This is a genomic window from Gemmobacter lanyuensis (assembly GCF_014652355.1).
In the GTDB taxonomy this organism is placed as follows: Bacteria; Pseudomonadota; Alphaproteobacteria; order Rhodobacterales; family Rhodobacteraceae; genus Gemmobacter; species Gemmobacter lanyuensis.
The window spans coordinates 110,837-128,222 of sequence record NZ_BMYQ01000006.1; the positions used below are offsets into that span (position 1 = coordinate 110,837).

General features: G+C 65.2%; 18 protein-coding genes. 4 read left to right on the forward strand and 14 right to left on the reverse strand.

Annotation, left to right across the window (positions count from 1 at the left end; genetic code table 11):
- Positions 1–44: 44 nt before the first annotated feature.
- The 4 genes from IE101_RS11345 to IE101_RS11360 all read right to left on the reverse strand — a co-directional run bounded on the left by IE101_RS11345 (position 45) and on the right by IE101_RS11360 (position 4,751).
- Positions 45–1,067: an aspartate-semialdehyde dehydrogenase gene (locus tag IE101_RS11345; RefSeq protein WP_189633949.1), complete on the reverse strand. Its 1,023-nt coding sequence runs from the start codon at positions 1,065–1,067 to the stop codon at positions 45–47.
- A gap of 87 nt (positions 1,068–1,154) precedes the next feature.
- A complete protein-coding gene (locus IE101_RS11350) occupies positions 1,155–2,273 on the reverse strand; it encodes a capsular polysaccharide export protein, LipB/KpsS family (RefSeq protein WP_189633950.1) in 1,119 nt (372 codons plus the stop codon).
- Between the two features lie 57 nt (positions 2,274–2,330).
- Entirely contained in the window at positions 2,331–3,503 is a 1,173-nt protein-coding gene (locus tag IE101_RS11355) for an MFS transporter (protein ID WP_189633951.1), read from the reverse strand.
- A 6-nt stretch (positions 3,504–3,509) separates the two neighbouring features.
- A complete protein-coding gene (locus IE101_RS11360) occupies positions 3,510–4,751 on the reverse strand; it encodes an MFS transporter (RefSeq protein ID WP_189633952.1) in 1,242 nt (413 codons plus the stop codon).
- 240 nt (positions 4,752–4,991) lie between these two features.
- Here IE101_RS11360 and IE101_RS11365 point away from each other — a divergent pair, with 240 nt between their 5' ends.
- Positions 4,992–6,599 (forward strand): alpha-amylase family glycosyl hydrolase, encoded by a 1,608-nt coding sequence (locus IE101_RS11365; RefSeq protein WP_189633953.1) that lies wholly within the window; start codon positions 4,992–4,994, stop codon positions 6,597–6,599.
- A gap of 9 nt (positions 6,600–6,608) precedes the next feature.
- On the opposite strand, the gene IE101_RS11370 is transcribed toward IE101_RS11365, so the two are convergent.
- The 3 genes from IE101_RS11370 to IE101_RS11380 are packed head-to-tail and all read right to left on the reverse strand — an operon-like array spanning position 6,609 to position 8,066.
- Complete coding sequence (locus IE101_RS11370) at positions 6,609–7,097, reverse strand: GNAT family N-acetyltransferase (RefSeq protein WP_189633954.1); 489 nt, start codon at positions 7,095–7,097, stop codon at positions 6,609–6,611.
- A complete protein-coding gene (locus IE101_RS11375) occupies positions 7,087–7,587 on the reverse strand; it encodes a GreA/GreB family elongation factor (RefSeq protein ID WP_189633955.1) in 501 nt (166 codons plus the stop codon). Before IE101_RS11375 ends, IE101_RS11370 begins: the two co-directional genes overlap by 11 nt.
- Positions 7,584–8,066 (reverse strand): NUDIX domain-containing protein, encoded by a 483-nt coding sequence (locus IE101_RS11380; protein WP_229804119.1) that lies wholly within the window; start codon positions 8,064–8,066, stop codon positions 7,584–7,586. Before IE101_RS11380 ends, IE101_RS11375 begins: the two co-directional genes overlap by 4 nt.
- Before the next feature lie 27 nt (positions 8,067–8,093).
- Here IE101_RS11380 and IE101_RS11385 point away from each other — a divergent pair, with 27 nt between their 5' ends.
- Positions 8,094–8,825, forward strand: coding sequence for an esterase/lipase family protein (locus IE101_RS11385; RefSeq protein WP_189633956.1), 732 nt, complete (start codon positions 8,094–8,096; stop codon positions 8,823–8,825).
- Between the two features lie 3 nt (positions 8,826–8,828).
- Here IE101_RS11385 and trhO read toward each other — a convergent pair whose 3' ends face one another.
- Entirely contained in the window at positions 8,829–9,731 is a 903-nt protein-coding gene (gene trhO, locus IE101_RS11390; RefSeq protein WP_189633957.1) for an oxygen-dependent tRNA uridine(34) hydroxylase TrhO, read from the reverse strand.
- A gap of 95 nt (positions 9,732–9,826) precedes the next feature.
- Here trhO and pncA point away from each other — a divergent pair, with 95 nt between their 5' ends.
- The gene (gene pncA, locus IE101_RS11395) at positions 9,827–10,432 is read left to right on the forward strand and encodes a bifunctional nicotinamidase/pyrazinamidase (RefSeq protein ID WP_189633958.1); all 606 of its coding nucleotides are present in this window, start codon (positions 9,827–9,829) and stop codon (positions 10,430–10,432) included.
- Positions 10,433–10,536: 104 nt separating this feature from the next.
- The gene (gene pncB / locus IE101_RS11400) at positions 10,537–11,826 is read left to right on the forward strand and encodes a nicotinate phosphoribosyltransferase (RefSeq protein WP_189633959.1); all 1,290 of its coding nucleotides are present in this window, start codon (positions 10,537–10,539) and stop codon (positions 11,824–11,826) included.
- A gap of 4 nt (positions 11,827–11,830) precedes the next feature.
- On the opposite strand, the gene IE101_RS11405 is transcribed toward pncB, so the two are convergent.
- The 6 genes from IE101_RS11405 to IE101_RS11430 all read right to left on the reverse strand — a co-directional run bounded on the left by IE101_RS11405 (position 11,831) and on the right by IE101_RS11430 (position 17,363).
- A complete protein-coding gene (locus IE101_RS11405; protein WP_189633960.1) occupies positions 11,831–12,760 on the reverse strand; it encodes a phosphotransferase enzyme family protein in 930 nt (309 codons plus the stop codon).
- Positions 12,757–13,176 carry an alternative ribosome rescue aminoacyl-tRNA hydrolase ArfB gene (arfB, locus tag IE101_RS11410; RefSeq protein ID WP_189633961.1) on the reverse strand — a complete coding sequence of 140 codons (420 nt, stop codon included), beginning with the start codon at positions 13,174–13,176 and terminating at the stop codon, positions 12,757–12,759. The genes IE101_RS11405 and arfB overlap by 4 nt, the downstream gene beginning before the upstream one ends.
- 356 nt (positions 13,177–13,532) lie before the next feature.
- Positions 13,533–14,156: a queuosine precursor transporter gene (locus tag IE101_RS11415; protein ID WP_189633962.1), complete on the reverse strand. Its 624-nt coding sequence runs from the start codon at positions 14,154–14,156 to the stop codon at positions 13,533–13,535.
- An 89-nt stretch (positions 14,157–14,245) separates the two neighbouring features.
- Complete coding sequence (locus tag IE101_RS11420) at positions 14,246–15,136, reverse strand: esterase-like activity of phytase family protein (RefSeq protein WP_189633963.1); 891 nt, start codon at positions 15,134–15,136, stop codon at positions 14,246–14,248.
- A complete protein-coding gene (gene mepA, locus IE101_RS11425) occupies positions 15,109–15,999 on the reverse strand; it encodes a penicillin-insensitive murein endopeptidase (protein ID WP_189633964.1) in 891 nt (296 codons plus the stop codon). The genes IE101_RS11420 and mepA overlap by 28 nt, the downstream gene beginning before the upstream one ends.
- On the reverse strand, positions 15,996–17,363 hold the full coding sequence (locus tag IE101_RS11430; protein ID WP_189633965.1) for an MFS transporter: 1,368 nt from the start codon (positions 17,361–17,363) through the stop codon (positions 15,996–15,998). The genes mepA and IE101_RS11430 overlap by 4 nt, the downstream gene beginning before the upstream one ends.
- Positions 17,364–17,386 lie beyond the last annotated feature (23 nt).

Sequence of the window (17,386 nt, forward strand, 5' to 3'; positions counted from 1 at the left end):
AAAGCCCCGCCTGGGCGGGGCTTGATTTTCGATCGCAGGGCCGATCAGCCTTTTTTCAGGCAGCGGTTGCCCAGAACCTCGGCGATCTGGACGGCGTTCAGCGCGGCGCCCTTGCGGAGGTTGTCAGAGACGCACCACAGGCTGATGCCGTTTTCGACGGTCGAGTCCTGACGGATGCGGCTGACATAGGTCGCGTAATCGCCCACGCATTCGACGGGGGTGATGTAGCCGCCCGGTTCACGCTTGTCGACGACGAGGATGCCCGGCGCTTCGCGCAGGATGTCTTGCGCTTCCTGCCAGTCGATCGGGTCTTCGAATTCGATGTTGATCGCTTCCGAATGGCCGACGAAAACCGGCACGCGGACGCAGGTCGCGGTCAGCTTGATGTTCTTGTCGAGGATCTTCTTGGTTTCGGCGACCATCTTCCACTCTTCCTTGGTGGAGCCGTCGTCGAGGAAGACGTCGATATGCGGGATCACGTTGAAGGCGATCTGCTTGGGATAGACCTTGGGGGCCACTTCCTGACCGGGGACATACATGCCCTTGGTCTGGTCCCAAAGCTCGTCGATCGCCTCTTTGCCGGTGCCCGAGACAGACTGATAGGTCGCCACCACGACGCGCTTGATTTTCGCACGGTCATGCAGCGGCTTCAGCGCCACAACCATCTGCGCGGTCGAGCAGTTGGGGTTGGCGATGATGTTCTTGTTCTTGTAGCCGACGATGGCGTCGGCGTTCACTTCCGGCACGATCAGCGGGATTTCCGGGTCGTAACGGTAGAGCGAGGAGTTGTCGATCACGACGCAGCCTTGCGCGGCGGCCTTGGGCGCATAGACCTTGGTCGCGTCCGAGCCGATGGCGAAGAAGGCGATGTCCCAGCCGGTGAAATCGAATTCGGCCAGGTCCTTGGTCTTGAGAGTCTTGTCCCCGAAGCTGACTTCAGTGCCGAGCGAGTTGCGCGACGCGAGCGCCACGATCTCGTCCACCGGAAACTCGCGTTCCGCGAGGATGTTCAGCATTTCTTTGCCCACGTTGCCCGTGGCGCCGACGACGGCGACTTTATAGCCCATCGGGGATCCTCCAAGTGTCAAAAGCGACGTGGCCCCGTTAGCGCAAAGGGGGGGCGGGGGAAAGGGATTCTTGACCTTTTGGGGTGGCTATTTTGCGCGGCTGCGCGCTTCGTCCAGCTTTGCGGCGAAAGCGCCACGGTCGAAGGCCGGGGGCTGGTCTTCCGCAAGGGCAAAGCGGGGGTAATAGGCGCGGTCGAGCCAGGTGAGGAAGGCCGCGCGCAGGGGGGCGTCATAGCCGCGGTCGGGGGCTTTGGCGAAGAGATGGTTCAGCGCGGTTTGGTCTGCGGCGTGGTCGACGAGGCCCGCGATGTTGAAGAAGGCCTGCCCCAGCGTGATGACGGGTTTGTCATGGAAAAAGGCCTGCAACCCCATGGAAGAATTGAGGGTGACGACCCCGCGGCTGGCGGCGATCTGGGCGAAGCTGTCGGTCGCATTGTCCAGCACGACGCGGCCGGTGGCGATCAGCGGCGCCAGAAGCGGGGTGAGGGGCGTCTTGGCCGAGGGGTGTTCCTTGAGCCGCAGGTGCCAGCCGGGGGGCAGGTGGCGGGCGGCCTGTTCCAGCGCGGCGAGGAAGCCTGCCATGCCGCCGCACCAGCCCGCAAAAAGCGTGACCTGGCTGTCATCGGGCACCTGCAGCGGGCAGAAGAGGAAGGGGGTATCCGGCAACGCGCCGCTGCCCTGGCCCACATCGGCGCGGCGCGAGCTGCGGGCGGTGAGCCCGGCGCCGATGCTGCGCCAATCCGAGGTGTCGGTCGTGGTGGCATAGGTGCGGAAGAAGGCCGCGTCCTGCGGCACCGATCCTTCGGCATTCACCCCGAGCGGGTCGAGCGTGATGCGCCCCGGCAGGGGGGCAAGTTCGGCATGCAGGGTGGGGGCGCCGGCATCGCGCGCGCCGGCGAGAAAGGCCATGCGCGACCCGGTCAGCCCGTTCCAGGCCAGTGCCAGATGATCGGGGTGGCGGGTGAAATAGCGGCGGGCCCAGTTATACTGGCCACGGATCAGCTGGCGTTTCAGCCAGGCTTGCAGCGCGCCCTTGGGTTGGCGCTTGGCGCGGGCAAGGGCGGTTGCCACGCGGGCATCGGTTTCGGGCCAGTCGCGGAAGGAGAGGGGGATCATGGGCAGGCGGCGGGATGCGCCTTCGACCCCCGCCAATGCGGCGAAGACCGCTTCCTTGCGGGGATTGTATTCGGCGGGAAAGACGATCATCGCGGGCCCATTCTTGCTGCGCCCAAGATAGGCGCAGCGCTGGCCGAGGGGAACCCTTCAGTCGGTCCGATCCTGCGAGAAGGCGTAGATCGCGCAGCCCACCACCAGCACCAGCCCGAAGAAGAGAAAGAGCGCCGCATAGGGGGCCTCGGGCGGGGTGGCGGGGATGGCGGCGTGGATCTTGCCGGTCAGGACCTGCGCAATCCCGACCGAGCCGATACCGAATAGATTGAGCATCGACACCCCGCGCCCCACCAGATGTGGGGGGAAGAACGCGCGCCCATGCGCCGTGACCTGCGGGAATGAGGCGCCGAAAAACCCGATGGCCGCGAAGATGGCGATGGTCTGCCAGCCGCCCATAGCGGGAAAGGCCCAGAGCAGCAGGCAGGACAGGCCGCAGAGCAGATTGCCCGTGAAGTTCAGCCATTTCCGCGTGCCCAGCACCCGGTCGAGCGGGCCATAGGCGAAACTGCCCAGCACCATGGCCAGCCCCATGACCAGCGTGACCCGGCCGATCTCGGCCGTGGTGGCGCCATAGACATCGGCATAGTACGGCCCGACCCAGAGCCCGCGCAGCGCCGCAGGCGGCATGTAGGTGGCCAGCATCATCGCCAGGATCGGCCAGACCGCGCGGATGCGCAGCACATCGAGCATGGACCCCCGCGGGCCGCCTTCGACCTTGGCAGGGTCGCGGACCAGAAGGCCGATCAGCGCGGCAATCAGCAGCGTGACGCCCGCCATGCCCACCATGGTTTCGCGCCAGCCCAGCGTTTCGACCGCCCAGGCCAGCGGGGCAGACCCTGCGATATTGCCCAGGTTGCCGATGCCGATCGTCATCCCCGCCAATGAGGCAAAGACCGCGGGCGGGAATTGGCGGGCGAAGATGTAGTAGCTCGACATCAAGACCGGCGCACAGCCGATGCCGATCAGCGCCATGGCAAGGCTGATCGCGGCGGGTGAGGTTGCGGTCGCAAAGGCCAGCGCCCCGCCGGCCCCGCCAAGCGCGAACAGCGTGACCGCCGTGCGGCGCGGCCCGATCCGATCCAGCGCCCAGCCCACCGGCAGCTGCATGGCCGCGAAGGTCAGGAACCATAGACCCGAGGCGAAGGCGAGCGTTTCGGCGGTGGCGCCCAGCTCGGCCTTCAGGACAGGGGTCAGCACCGCGAGGAACCCGCGGTAGAACTGGCTCAGCACATAGGCCAGGACGAGGCTGGCAATTCCGGCTTTCATGCGCGATCAGGCGGCTTGCGCGGCCCAGGGGCGTTCGCGGATGGGCAGATGCACCAGCGCCGAGAAGGCCCCCACCCCCACGCCGATCCACCAGACCAGCGTATAGCTTCCGGTAATGTCATACATCTTGCCGCCCAGCCAGACGCCAAGGAACCCGCCGATCTGGTGGCTGAGGAAGACAAAACCGTAAAGCGTGCCCATGTAGCGCAGCCCGTAGATATGCGCGACCAGCCCGCTGGTCAGCGGCACGGTCGCAAGCCAGAGCGACCCCATCGCAACCGAGAACAGCAGGACCGTCGTCGGCGTCATCGGCATGGCAATGAACAGCGCGGCCACCACGGTGCGCGCGGTATAGACCCCGGCCAGCAGGTATTTCTTGGTGTATTTTTTGCCCAGCATCCCGGCGGTGATGGTGCCCGCGATATTGGCCAGACCGATGACCGCAATGGCCGCCGCGCCAAGCGCCGAGGTGGTGGTGATGCCCAGGGCCGCCAGCGGGCCGTTCGGGTCGATCGGGCCGCACATTTCGGTCACGAAGGCCGGGAAATGGGCGGTGATGAACGCGAGCTGATAGCCACAGGAAAAGAACCCGAGGAAGATCATGATATAGGACGGGTCCGAAAAGGCCCGTTTCAGCACGGTGCCAAGGCTTTCCTCAAGCTCTTGCCGCGTTGCGACCTGCGGCGAACGCAGGAAGGGCAGCGCCAGCAGCGAGGCGAGGATGATGACCGAGAAGATCATGAAGACGGTCTGCCAGGGGAAGTTCTGCAGCAGGATTTCCGCCAGCGGCGCGCCCAGAACCTGACCGGCCGATCCGGCGGCCGTGGCGATCCCCAGCGCGAGTGAGCGGTTCTCGGGCGATGTGGCGCGCCCGACCACCGCCAGAACCACGCCGAAGCCCGTTCCGGCAATGCCGAAGCCCACGATGACTTCCAGCAGCTGCATCTGTTCCGGGCTGGTTGCATGGGCGCTGAGGAACAGTCCCAGCGCGTACAGCAGCGCCCCCAGCACAATCGCCTTGCGGTCTCCGAACCGTTCTGCCACCGCGCCGAACAGCGGCTGCCCGATGCCCCAGGCAAGGTTCTGGATGGCGATGGCCAGTGAAAATTCGGCCCGTGGCCATCCGAATTCCTGCGCGATGGGCAGTTGGAACACGCCAAAGCTTGCCCTCAGGGCAAAGTTCAGCAGCAGGATCACGCAGCCCGCAATCAGGATGGGCGTGAACAGGCGGGCGGATGAGGTGGGCATGGCGCGACTCCGGGCTTGGGCGGGCAGGGTGCTGTGCCGGGTGGGGCGGGTCAATTTGATTCTTGTGTCGCATACAATGCGATTCGCGCGATGCGGAATGCCGCGGCACCGCGCACCCGCGGCGCGCGTGGGCGGCAGTGATCGGCCGGGGTTAGAAGACATTCTCCAAAGCGGTTTCAAATTCCGCTTGCACCTGCCTTGGTCGCGTCACAGGGTTAGCGCAAACAGCAGGAGGATCGAATGGCGGACTGGTGGCGGGGTGCGGTGGTCTATCAGGTGTACCCGCGTTCGTTTCAGGACAGCGACGGGGACGGGATCGGCGATCTGCCGGGGATCACGGCGCGGCTTGATCATATCGCCGGGCTGGGGGTGGATGCGATCTGGCTTTCGCCCGTGTTCACCAGCCCGATGGCCGATATGGGCTATGACGTATCCGATTACTGCGACATCGACCCGCTGTTCGGCACGCTGGCCGATTTTGACGCCCTGGTCGCGCGGGCGCATGAACTGGGCCTGAAGGTCATCATCGATCAGGTGATCAGCCATTCGTCGGACCAGCACCCCCATTTCCGCGAAAGCCGGATGGACCGCACCAACCCCAAGGCCGACTGGTATGTCTGGGCCGACCCCAAGCCCGATGGCAGCCCGCCCAATAACTGGATTTCGGTCTTTGGCGGCTCGGCTTGGGAATGGGACACGCGGCGGCGGCAGTATTACCTGCACAACTTCCTGACCAGCCAGCCCGATTTCAACTTTCACAACACCGATGTGCAGGACTGGCTCTTGTCGACCATGCGCTTCTGGCTGGAGCGGGGGGTGGACGGGTTCCGTCTGGATACGGTGAACTACTATTTCCACGACCCGCTTCTTCGCAACAACGGCCCCGAGCCGCGCGAAGACAACCTGCCCGCCGTGAACCCCTATGAGATGCAGGATCACGAATATTCCAAATGCCGCCCCGAAAACCTGCCCTTCCTGGAACGGATGCGCGCGCTGCTGGATGAATTCGATGACCGCACCACCGTGGGCGAGGTGGGTGAAGGCCCGCGTCGCGCGCTGCGGATTATGGAGGAGTATACCAGCGGCAAGCGGCTCCACATGGCCTATAGCTTTGACATGCTGGGGCCGAAGTTCACGCCTGACCACTTCCGCAGCCGGGTTGAGGGGTTCTTCCGGGCGGCGCCGCTGGGCTGGCCGATGTGGGCCTTTTCCAACCATGACGTGATCCGCCATGTCACCCGCTGGCAAGAGTTTGGGCCGGTGGTAGATGTGGCCAAGCTGTCGGCGGCGCTGCTTCTGGCGCTGGAAGGGTCGATCTGCCTCTATCAGGGGGAAGAGCTGGGTCAGACCGAAACCGACATCGAATTCCACGAGCTGACCGATCCGCCGGGCATCCGATTCTGGCCGGAATACAAGGGGCGCGATGGCTGTCGGACGCCGATGGTCTGGGATGGATCGGAACAGGGCGGGTTTACCACTGGCACGCCGTGGTTGCCGGTGAAGGCGCCGCAGCGGCAGCGCAATGTCGCCGCGCAGGCGGGGGCGCCGGATTCGGTGCTGGCGCTTTATCGCAATCTGCTGGCCTGGCGGAAGGGCAGCGCCCTGCGGGACGGGCGCAGCACCTTCTTTGACGTGGCCGAACCTGTGCTGGCATTCCGCCGGGCGGATGCCGAGGGGGCGGTGCTGTGTCTGTTCAACCTGTCGGATCAGGCGCAAAGCGTTCCGGTCAGCGGGGCCGCGGTGCTGGATGGTCCCTCGATGGGGGCCACGCTGGCAGACGGGCAGGTGACGCTGGCGCCTTGCGGCTGGGTCTGGACACGGTGCGACGCGACGGTGACGGCGGGCTGAGGCCCGCCTTTACAGCGGCTTGACCATGCGGTGGAGGTTGTGCCGCAGCGCCCCATAGACGCGGTCCGGGAAGATCTGTTCCAGAACGAACCCTTCGCGCTGCCAGAAGGCGCGGCCTTTCTCATTCGCCTCAAGCGCCGCGATCAGCAGACGGGTCGCGCCACGCTGGCGGGCGCGGGTCTCGACCTCGCGCAGAAGGCGGGTGCCAAGGCCCTGACCCCGCGTGGCAGGGTCAAAGATCATCAGGCCGATATAGGCATCCTGCTCCATGGGGTAGCCGAAGGCCACATCGACCTTGCCAACCAGACGGTCGGCCATGAACAGGCCCAGACGCAGGCTGGTGGCGGGGTCGATGCCGGGCGGGGCGTCGGTGAAGAACGCGGCCGCCTGCGTGCCATCAACCTCGGCGCCGCTTTCCAGGCGCACATAATCGGCGGCGGCGCGGAACAGCGCCTCGACTGCGGGCAGATCGGTTTCGCGCGTCAGGTCACGGATCATGGGGCACCTCGATCTGCAGGATCTCTAGCTCGACCGCGCCGGTGGGGCGGCGCCAGAGGACGGTATCCCCCACCTCGGCCCCGATCAGCGCCCGCGCCAAGGGCGATTGCGGGGCGATGCGGCCAAGGCTGGCGTCAGCCTCATCCTCGCCGGTGATTTCATAGGTGGTTTCCACGCCTTCGGGGTCCGCTACGGTGACACGGTGACCAAAGGCGACCTCATTCCCCGGATGGCGGGCGGGGTCCACCAGAATCGCGCTCCGCAGCCGTGCCTCAAGATAGCGGATGTCGCGTTCGGCCGCGGCCTCGGGCAGTTTGTCCAACCGTTCGGTCCGCGCGCGCAGCTGCGCCAGCGTGGTCTGTGTGTCGCGCAGCCGCGCCTGCAGGCTGGCCAGACCGCGCGGGGTGACATAGTTCGGATGCGGCGAAAGCGGCAGGTCCGGCAATTCGGGCGGGCCATTCACATCCTCTTTGACGAAGGCGCGGCTCATCGGATGATCGGCTCCAGCGGGTCATAGAGCATATCGCCCTCCCAGGCGGCGGCGGGCAGGCTGTCGGGCTTGTAGCGGATGCCGGCCATCTCGGCCCGGCTGAAAAAGCGCCGCTCGGTCACGATCCCTTCGGGGTCACGCCAGCTTGGGTCCAGCGTTCCGGCCACGATGGTGCAGCGGAAATAGAGATCCACCTGATGAAAGGTGCCGCGCGGGTCATGAAATTCGTTCACCAGACAGGGGTCGCCCACGGTGACGGTGAGGCCGGTTTCCTCATGCACCTCACGGATGAGGTTGTCATGCAGCGACCGGCCGCGTTCGACCCCGCCGCCTGGGGCGCACCAGAGATCGGACCGGCCGCCGCCATAGGCATTGACCAGAAGCAGGCGGTTTTCGTGCAGGATCAGCGCGCGGGCGGCCAGACGGGGGGACAGGGTTTTCATCCCGTAAAGGTTGCCCGAAGCGGCGGCGATGTCCATCTTGCTTGCGACGCACTGGGGGCAAGAATGGTCCGTTTGCTGGGGGTATTGTTCTGGATGCTGGCGGCCATGCCGCTGCGGGCCGAATGTGTCGTGTTGCTGCATGGCCTTGCGCGGACCGAAATGTCGCTGGTTGCGATGGAAAAGGCCCTGCAGACCCACGGGTATGAGGTGGTGAACGAGGGCTATGCCTCAACCGCCGCGCCGATCCGCGATCTGGCTCCGGCGGTGGGCGCGGCTGTTTCGCGTTGCCGCTCTGCGCCCGTGCATTTCGTGACGCATTCCATGGGCGGAATTCTGGCGCGCGTCTGGCTGATCGATCACAAGCCCGAGGCGATGGGGCGGGTGGTCATGCTGGCGCCGCCCAATCATGGGTCGGAACTGGTGGATGCCTTTGGCCAGATCGGCGCCTTTGAATGGCTGAATGGCCCGGCGGGGGTGCAGCTGGGCACGGGGGACGGATCGGTGCCGCGCGCCCTGCCGCTGCCGGATTACGAACTGGGGGTGATTGCGGGGAACCGCTCGCTCAACCCGGTCTATTCCGCGATCATCGCGGGCAGTGACGATGGCAAGGTTTCGGTCGCTTCGACCAAGGTGGCGGGGATGAAGGCGCATCTGACGCTGCCTGTCACCCATACCTTCCTGATGCTGAACCCGCAGGTCATTGCGGAGACGCTGCTATTCCTGCGCGAAGGCCGCTTTGACCCTGCGCTGACCTATGCCCGCGCGGTCGAGATCACCCTTGGCGGGGCGCTCTGACCCCTAGCCGCCCAGATGCCGGGTGCCGCGCTTTTCGGCCAGCTCCATCTGGCGCATCCGTTCGCGGAACCGCGCGCGGTCGGCCTCGGAATATTCATCGGTGCAATGGTGGCATTGCACGCCATGTTCATATTCCGGGCGGGCCTTGTCAGCCGGGCTGATCGGACGGCGGCAGGCATGGCAGCTGTCATAGGGGCCGGGGACCAGCCCGTGACCCACGCTGACGCGCTGGTCAAAGACATAGCATTCGCCATCCCACAGGCTTTGGTCCTGCGGCATCTCCTCAAGGTATTTCAGGATACCGCCCTTGAGGTGATAGACCTCGGACACGCCCTGTTGCAGCAGGTAGTTGGTCGATTTCTCGCAGCGGATGCCGCCGGTGCAGAACATCGCCACGCGCTTGTTGTGGAAGCGGTCCTTGTTGTCTTCCCACCATTGCGGGAACTCGCGGAAGCTGCGGGTGCCGGGGTCGATGGCGCCGCGGAAGGTGCCGATCTCGACTTCGTAATCGTTGCGGGTGTCGATCACCGCGACATCGGGCTGGGCCAGCAGATCGTTCCATTCCTGCGGGGTCAGGTAATGGCCCACCCGGGCGCGCGGGTCGATGTCGGGCTGACCCATGGTGACGATCTCGCGCTTCAGCTTGACCTTCATCCGGCCGAAGGGCATCGCCTCGGACCAGCTTTCCTTATGCTCCAGATCGGCGCAGCCGGGCAGGGCGCGGATATGCGCCAGCATGGCATCAATGCCCGCGCGATCGCCCGCGATGGTGCCATTGATGCCTTCCGTCGCCAGCAAGAGCGACCCGCGCACGCCCCGCGCATCGGCAAGGTCCTGCAGTGGGCCACGCAGCGCGGCCGGATCGGGAAAACGGGTGAAGTGGTAAAGTGCGGCGATGGTGATCATCCCCTGCATCTGCCGCGCGAGGGGCGATAATGCAAGCGGCGCCATTGACGCATGGGGGCGCGGGTCTTAGCCAAGGAGGAAAGAGGGAGGGCATCATGCGTCCGGAAAACGAAGCCTTGGTCGTGGTCGATGTGCAGAACGACTTTTGCCCCGGTGGCGCCTTGGCCGTGGCGGGGGGCGATGCGATCATCCCTGAAATCAACGCCCTGCTGCGCGATTATGCGGTGCGCGTGCTGACGCAGGACTGGCACCCCGCCAGCCATGCGAGCTTTGCCGACAATCACCCCGGTGCGGCGCCCTTTTCCATGACCGAAATGCCCTATGGCCCGCAGGTTCTGTGGCCGGTGCATTGTGTGCAGGGCACCCCGGGCGCGGCCTTTCACCCCGGCCTGGACGCCGATCTGGGGGATCTGGTGATCCGCAAGGGCTTTCGCCCCGGTATCGACAGCTATTCCGCCTTCTTCGAAAATGACCGCACCACACCCACGGGGCTTGATGGCTATCTCCGCAGCCGGGGGGTGTCGTCGCTGATGCTCGTGGGTCTCGCGACGGATTTCTGCGTCACCTATTCGGCGCTTGATGCCGCGCGTCTGGGTTTCGCGGTTTCGGTGAAAATGAGCGCCTGCCGCGCGATCGACCTCGACGGATCGCTGGCCGCCGCCTGCCAGCAGATGATGCAGGCCGGGGTCGACCTGATCTGACGCCGCCCATGCCCCGCCCTGTTGCGCGGATGCAACGGCGGGCGCTTCTGCTTTTGACCTTGGGTCCGACAATGACGTAAGCATTGTGGAAAGGGGGACGGGGCATGGTCGATATTGCGACGCGGGTGCATAACCACAACTGGAAGATCGATCCGATCGTCCGGTCTCTGATTGATACCGATTTTTACAAGCTTCTGATGTGCCAGTCGATTTTCCGCAACAAGCCGGAAACGACCGTGGCCTTCAGCCTGATCAACCGCAGCCGCAGCGTACGGCTGGGCGATCTGATCGACGAAGGCGAACTGCGCGAACAGCTGGATCATGTCCGCTCGCTTCGCCTGTCGCGGGGGGAAAGCACCTGGCTGCGCGGCAATACCTTCTACGGCAAACGCCAGATGTTCCGCCCCGATTTCATGGAGTGGTTCGAGGGTCTGCGCCTGCCGCCCTATCATCTGGAAAAGGTCGATGGGCAATATGAGCTGACCTTCGAGGGCAAATGGCCCGAGGTCATGCTGTGGGAAATCCCCGCCCTTGCCGTGCTGATGGAGCTGCGGTCGCGCGCTGTCTTGAAGGGCATGGGCAAGTTCGAGCTGCAGGTGCTTTACGCCCGCGCCATGGCCCGGCTGTGGGAGAAGGTCGAGCGGCTGCGCGGCATCGAAGGGCTGAAGATCGCAGATTTCGGCACCCGCCGCCGCCACAGCTTTCTGTGGCAGGATTGGGCGGTGCAGGCGCTGCAGGAAGGGCTGGGCGATGCCTTTACCGGCACGTCGAACTGCCGCATCGCCATGAAGCGCGATATCGAAGCCATCGGCACCAATGCCCATGAATTGCCCATGGTCTATGCCGCCCTGGCCGACAGCGATGCCGAGCTGGCACAGGCGCCCTACAAGGTGCTGGCCGACTGGCATGAGGAACATGACGGCAATCTGCGGATCATCTTGCCTGATACCTATGGCACCGAGGGCTTCCTGCAACGCGCGCCCGATTGGCTTTCGACCTGGACCGGCATCCGCATCGACAGCGGTGATCCCGCTCAGGGCGCGGAAACCGCGATCCGCTGGTGGAAAGAGCGGGGCGAAGATCCGACGCGCAAGCTTGTCATCTTCTCGGACGGGCTGGATGTGGACAAGATCGCCGAGCTGCATGCCCAATTCGCCGGGCGGGTGAAGGTGTCCTTCGGCTGGGGCACAATGCTGACGAATGACTTCCGCGGTCTGGCCGGGGATCGGCTGGCGCCGTTCAGCCTTGTCTGCAAGGCGGTTTCGGCCAATGGGCGGCCTACGGTCAAGCTGTCGGACAACCCCAACAAGGCGATGGGCCCGGCTGATGAGGTCGCGCGCTACAAGCGGGTCTTTGGCGTGGCCGATCAGGTTGCCCAGGACGTGCTGGTCTAAGGGTTTAGCCCAGCAGCTGCCCGGCCTTCATCACGGCGCGCGCGATATGGCTGCGGTGGACCGGATGGTCCATCGCCAGCCGTGGCGCCGCCCAACCGACCGAGGCCAGCACCCGCGCGAGCGTGAAGACCGGCACTATGTTGCGGTCCAGCGGGCGCAGGGTGGCATAGCCATCCATCAGCGCAGCCTCCAGTTCCGGGAAGGCGGGTTCGTAGAGGTCTTGGCTCAATACCGTGCCGAGGTCATAGAGCCGAAAGCCGATGCCGCTGTCATCGAAATCGATCAGGGCAAGGCCGGTGTCGGCCACCAGAATGTTCTCGCGCAGCACATCGGCATGAACCGGGCCAAGGGCGGCATGGCGGGCATGGTCGGTCAGCCTTTCGCGCAGAAAGGCGCGGGCGCGGCGCAGGGTGGCGGCATCTTCGGGCGACAGCAGGGGGTGTTCCCAGAACCGGCCCCAGAAGGGGGTCTCGCCCACCAGCCCCTCGATATCCCAGCGCGGGCGCGTGAAATCGGCGGGCAGGGTCAGGCGGTCGGTCGTGTCATGCACCTGGGCCAGCAGCCGCCCCAGCGCGTGATGGCGCGTGACCTGCTCGGCGCGGGTCCCTGCCAGCGGGACGCCCGCCTCGCCAAAGGGCGCCCCGTCGATCCAGCGCACGGCAGAGGCGCGTCGCCCAGTGGAAAGCGCGGGCAGCGGATCATCGCCCGCCGGGGCGAGTGGTGCCGGGATGGGCAGACCCGCCGCCGCCAGTTGCCCGCACCACCAAAGTTCCGACCGGATGGCCGCGGCGGTCTGATAGCCCAGCCGGTGCAGCCGCAGCGCCGCGCGCCTGCCATCGGGCAGGCGCATGGCATAGACGGCATTTTCGCGGTTCCGCAGCTCGGCGGTGATCTGACCACCCCAATGGGCGGCGGCTTCCTCGGCCTCGGTCATTCGTCCTCCACCCGTCCGCGCAGGGATTTCACTTCGCCCCGCGCGGCCTTGGCGGCCAGGCGGCGGCGCTGGCTGCCCAGCGTGGGCTTGGTCGCGATGCGGCGCTTGGGGGCGACCAGTGCCTCGCGGATCATTTCGACCAGCCGGTCTTGCGCCAGTTCGCGGTTGCGCGCCTGACTGCGGGTTTCCTCGGCCCGGATCACGATGGCGCCCTCGGTCGTCCAGCGCCGCCCCGCGATCCGCTTGAGCCGCGCCTTCACCGCTGGGGTCAGATGGGGCGACCGTTCGGCCTCGAACCGCAGCTCGACTGCGGTTTCGACCTTGTTGACATTCTGCCCCCCCGGCCCGGATGAGCGCGAGAAGCTTTCCGTCAGCTCCCAATCCGCAAGGGACAATGTATCGGTTATCCGCAGCATGGCGGCAGGTTACCCGGTTTTGCGCGGCAGGGAAGGGGGGCTTTGCGAATTGTCGTCCGGATCGGTCGTTTATAAAGCTGCCATATTTTAAGCGCAGGCCAGAAAGATTTTAACGCAGATACATCAAAGAGAAAGGGCCGCCGGAGAGCGGCGACCCTTTCCGAGTTCCAGGAGATGGGCCAGTTAGGTTCCAAGCCCAATCTTTGGATTGATTTTCAAGGGGTTGCCCTTAAATTTCGCACCTACAGACTGTCCCGACACCTCTCTCCAATATCACTCTAGACACTGGATCACCTCCTTTCAAAAGTTGCCGATAATTAGGAGGGTGACACAGATTTCGTGTTTGTCAAAACAATTCACGCTGTCTGTTGCGTCAATTTTCCGACAATTACACGGAATGGCACAAGTGCAACAATGGCAATGCCGAACTTCACCAGAAGATCTGCCGCAGCAAGTGAAACCCAGAGCGGCACAACCGGGCCAAGCCCCAGAAGCGGCAGCATCTCGCCGGCCCAGCTCACATCATTTGCGGGTTCGAGCCAGGTCAGGAACCCGGCAAAGGCGATGGTGAAGAAGATGCTGGTATCCAGCACCGAGCTGACCATCGGCGAATAGAGCGGTGCGCGCCACCACCCCTGCCGGCGCAGGCGGTTGAAGATGGCGATATCGGTCAGCTGCGACACGAGGAAAGCCAGCCCCGAGGCGACGGCGACGCGCTGCGAGACGAGCGGCCCGAATTCGCCTTCGATCTGCGAGCCGATCAGCGAGCAGACGACCCCCACAATGAACCCCGCAATGACCACCCGCCGTGCGGCGGCGGCGCCTTGCAGGCGATTTGTCAGGTCATTGATGAGGAAGGCGATGGGATAGCTGATCGCGCCCCAGGTCAGCCAGGGACCAAGGAGATATTGAACCAGGATGTTTGATGCAACGACGGTGGTTGCCATGGCAAGAATGCCGGGCAGCAGGGATTTGGACATGTCTGTTCCGTTTTTTACAAGGTCGCGGAGACTTGGCCCGCGGGCTGCGCGGACAAGGCGGGTCGCATAGCGTCGGCCCCCTCCCCGAGTCAATCGGGAATGCGAAACTCGACGATTTCGGTCGTCTGGAAGAAGTTGAAATTGTCGTCAGCGATCAGCGTCAGGCGGATGCTGCCCTGGTCGCGCCAAACGGCCATGCCCTCAAGATTGTCATGTTCGCCGGGCCGGGTTTGCAGCAAGGTTTCGCCCGGCCCGATGTCATTGCCGCGCAGCGCAAAGCGGCGCACGCGCGAGGCGAAGCCCAGAATGCCGCGGAATTGCCGCTCCAGCAGATAGAGCTTGCCGTCCGGGCCGAAATCGGCCGCCACCGGCAGGAAGGTGCCTTCGCGCGGAATTGCAAAGGGTTGCGTCCACTGGCCTGCCTTGAAGCGATAGACCGGAATGGCACGGGGCGCGTCGGGCGGGTCTTCGGGCAGGGTGTAAAGCGCGCCGTTCCGGTCGATGGCCAGCGCCTCGAGCGCGCTGTTGCGGGGCAGCGCGCGAAAGGCTGCGGGCGTGGGCAGGTTGGTCGCGCTGCCGCCCAGGTCATCATAGCGCAGCACGCGCGCGGCGCCCTCGAACGAGACAAAGGCCGTGCCGTCGGCGGCAATGGCCAGGCCTTCGCTGTCAGATCGGTTGGCCTTGAGCGGGGCATTCTCAAGCCCCTTCAGGCGACGCACCTTTTCTGCGCTCAGCCCGGTGATTCGCCCCTGGGCGTCGCGCTTGAAACTGCCGCGGGTCCAGCCCCCCCGGTCAGAGAGCGCGGTGAAATCGCGGCCATTCGGCGCAACCTCGATCGCGGACATGCCGCCCATGCGCGGGTCCTCGGACCGCCAGATATAGCTGCCCAGATAGCCCATCGCGGCCTGCTGCGGGGCGGCGCTGCTTTCCAGCGCCAGCCCGCAGGCAAGGATCAAGGTGCAGACAGAACGGAGGCGCATTGGTTGGGCAGATCGGCCATGGTGTATTGGCGCGGATGGCGTTTGGGTGTTTCAGGCTCGGCCGGTTTCGTGCCGGGCTCGGGCGGGTTCAGATAATCCGTCACCCACCACATGAGCGTGTCATCGCAGCCATTGCCGCCCTTCGACAGCTCGGCCACCGTCGGGGTCTGGGTTTCGCAATAGGTGGCACCTGTCGGGCATTTCAGACGCACATGGAAATGCGTGTCATGGCCCGCGACAGGGCGGATTTTCTGCAGCCAGGCCTTGTCGCGGCGCTTGGCCGTCTTGCACATCTCGATCTTGACGGCCGCGGCCACAAAGATCCGGTCCACCCGCGGGTCCGAAGCCGCCGCCCGCATAAGCGCCTGATGCGCCGGGGTCCAGTTCGTCGTGACGCTGCGCTGATCGGCCGAGCGCACGGGGATGGAGCTGATCTCCTCCCGCTCGGCCCGGGTCAGGTTCAACCGGCGCGGCGGCAGCATCCAGATATCGGCATCCAGCCCGATCTGATGGCTGGCATGGCCGCTGGTCATCGGCCCGCCGCGCGGCTGGCTGATGTCGCCGATGTAAAGCCCCGGCCAGCCGATCTGCGTGGCCGCTACCGAAAGGTCGATCAGGAACTGCACCATTTCAGGCTGGCCGAAATTGCGGTGGCGCGACAGGCGCATGGCCTGCCAGGTCGGCCCCGTTTCCGGCAGCTCGACCAGGCCGGCGGCGCAGCCCTTGGCATAAGACCCGATTGGCATCGGCGCCTGCCGCGAGGGCCTATCCATTGCACCGAACAGCTGATTGGCCAGCTTTTCCGCCTGCACCGGGGCGGCGGCCAGGCCCAGTCCAAGGGCAAGACAAAGAAGGCGGATCATGTCGGGGTCTGCTCACCATGCGGTTTGACCCAGATTAGCAGAACAAGGCCGACGAGGAACAGGCCGATCAGCGGCGCGACGCCAATGCGCTGCGATCCGCTCAGATCCGAGGCGACGGCGATGGCAAAAGGGGCAATGAAGGAAGTGGCTTTGCCCGAAAGCGCGAAAAGTCCAAAGGCTTCGGTCGCGCGTTCGGGGGTGGTGTGGAACACCATCATCGTGCGCGACGCGGCCTGAACTGTGCCGCCTGCCGCGCCGATCAGGATGCCGCAGGCATACATGATGTAATCGGGCAGGGCCGATCCCGGTGCCAGCGGCAGGCCGAAAATCTGGTCGCGCGACATGCCCACGATCACCGCGCAGACCACGATCAACACCCAGCAAGACAGCACGATCACCGGCTTTGGCCCGCGCGCGGCATCCATCTTGCCGCCGATCCAGGTGGCCACCGCCCCCGAAATCGCCCCGATGATGCCGAAAACGCCGATCTGCGTCACGCTCCACCCCAGCACGCCCGAGGCATAGACCCCGCCGAACCCGTAAAGCGCATTCAACGAGTCGCGGTAGAACATCGAGGACATGAGATAGGCGAAAAGGCTTTGCCGCGAGGGCAGGCTGCGCAGCAGGCGCCCCAGATCGGCCAGCGATCCGCCGAGGCTGCGCCCCGTGCCGGTCCCCTTGGGTTCGCGCACCCACAGGAAGAAGGGCAGCATGAAGACGGCATACCAGATCGCGGTGAACGGCCCCACCGCCCGCGTGCCTTCCCGCGCGGCGGCATCCAACCCGAAGAGCGGGTCCAACCCGATCAGCGTCTTGCCCGTGGTGCTGCTTTCCGCCAGCAGAAGCAGCATGATCACCAGCGACAGGATCCCCCCGGTATAACCGAAGGCAAAGCCCGACCCCGAAATCTTGCCCATTTCATCATGGTCGGCCAGCGAGGGCATGAGCGAATTGGTGAAGATCGTCGCGAACTCCATCCCGATCAGGCCGATGCCGAAGAACATCAGCGCCATCGTCAGATTGCCCGTCTCGGGCGCCAGGAACCACAGCCCCCAGCTGCCGATGACATAGAGCGCCGAAAACGCCCAGATCCAGGCCATGCGCCGCCCCGATCCATCGGCAATGGCGCCCAGAACCGGCGCCAGAAGCGCGATGGCAATGCCCGCAAGGGTCTGGCCGTAACCCCAGGCGGCCTGCGCCTCGGCCGCCGCGGCATCGGGCGCAAGGCCCAGGCCAACGTAATGGGCGCGGGCGACCTCGGCGAAATAGGGGCCGAAGATGAAGGTCAGCAGCAGGGTGTTGTAGGGCTGGCTGGCCCAGTCGAAGAAATACCAACCCCAGATGCGTTTGCGCGCTGTCGTCATGCCTGCCCCCTGCTTTCGCGCGA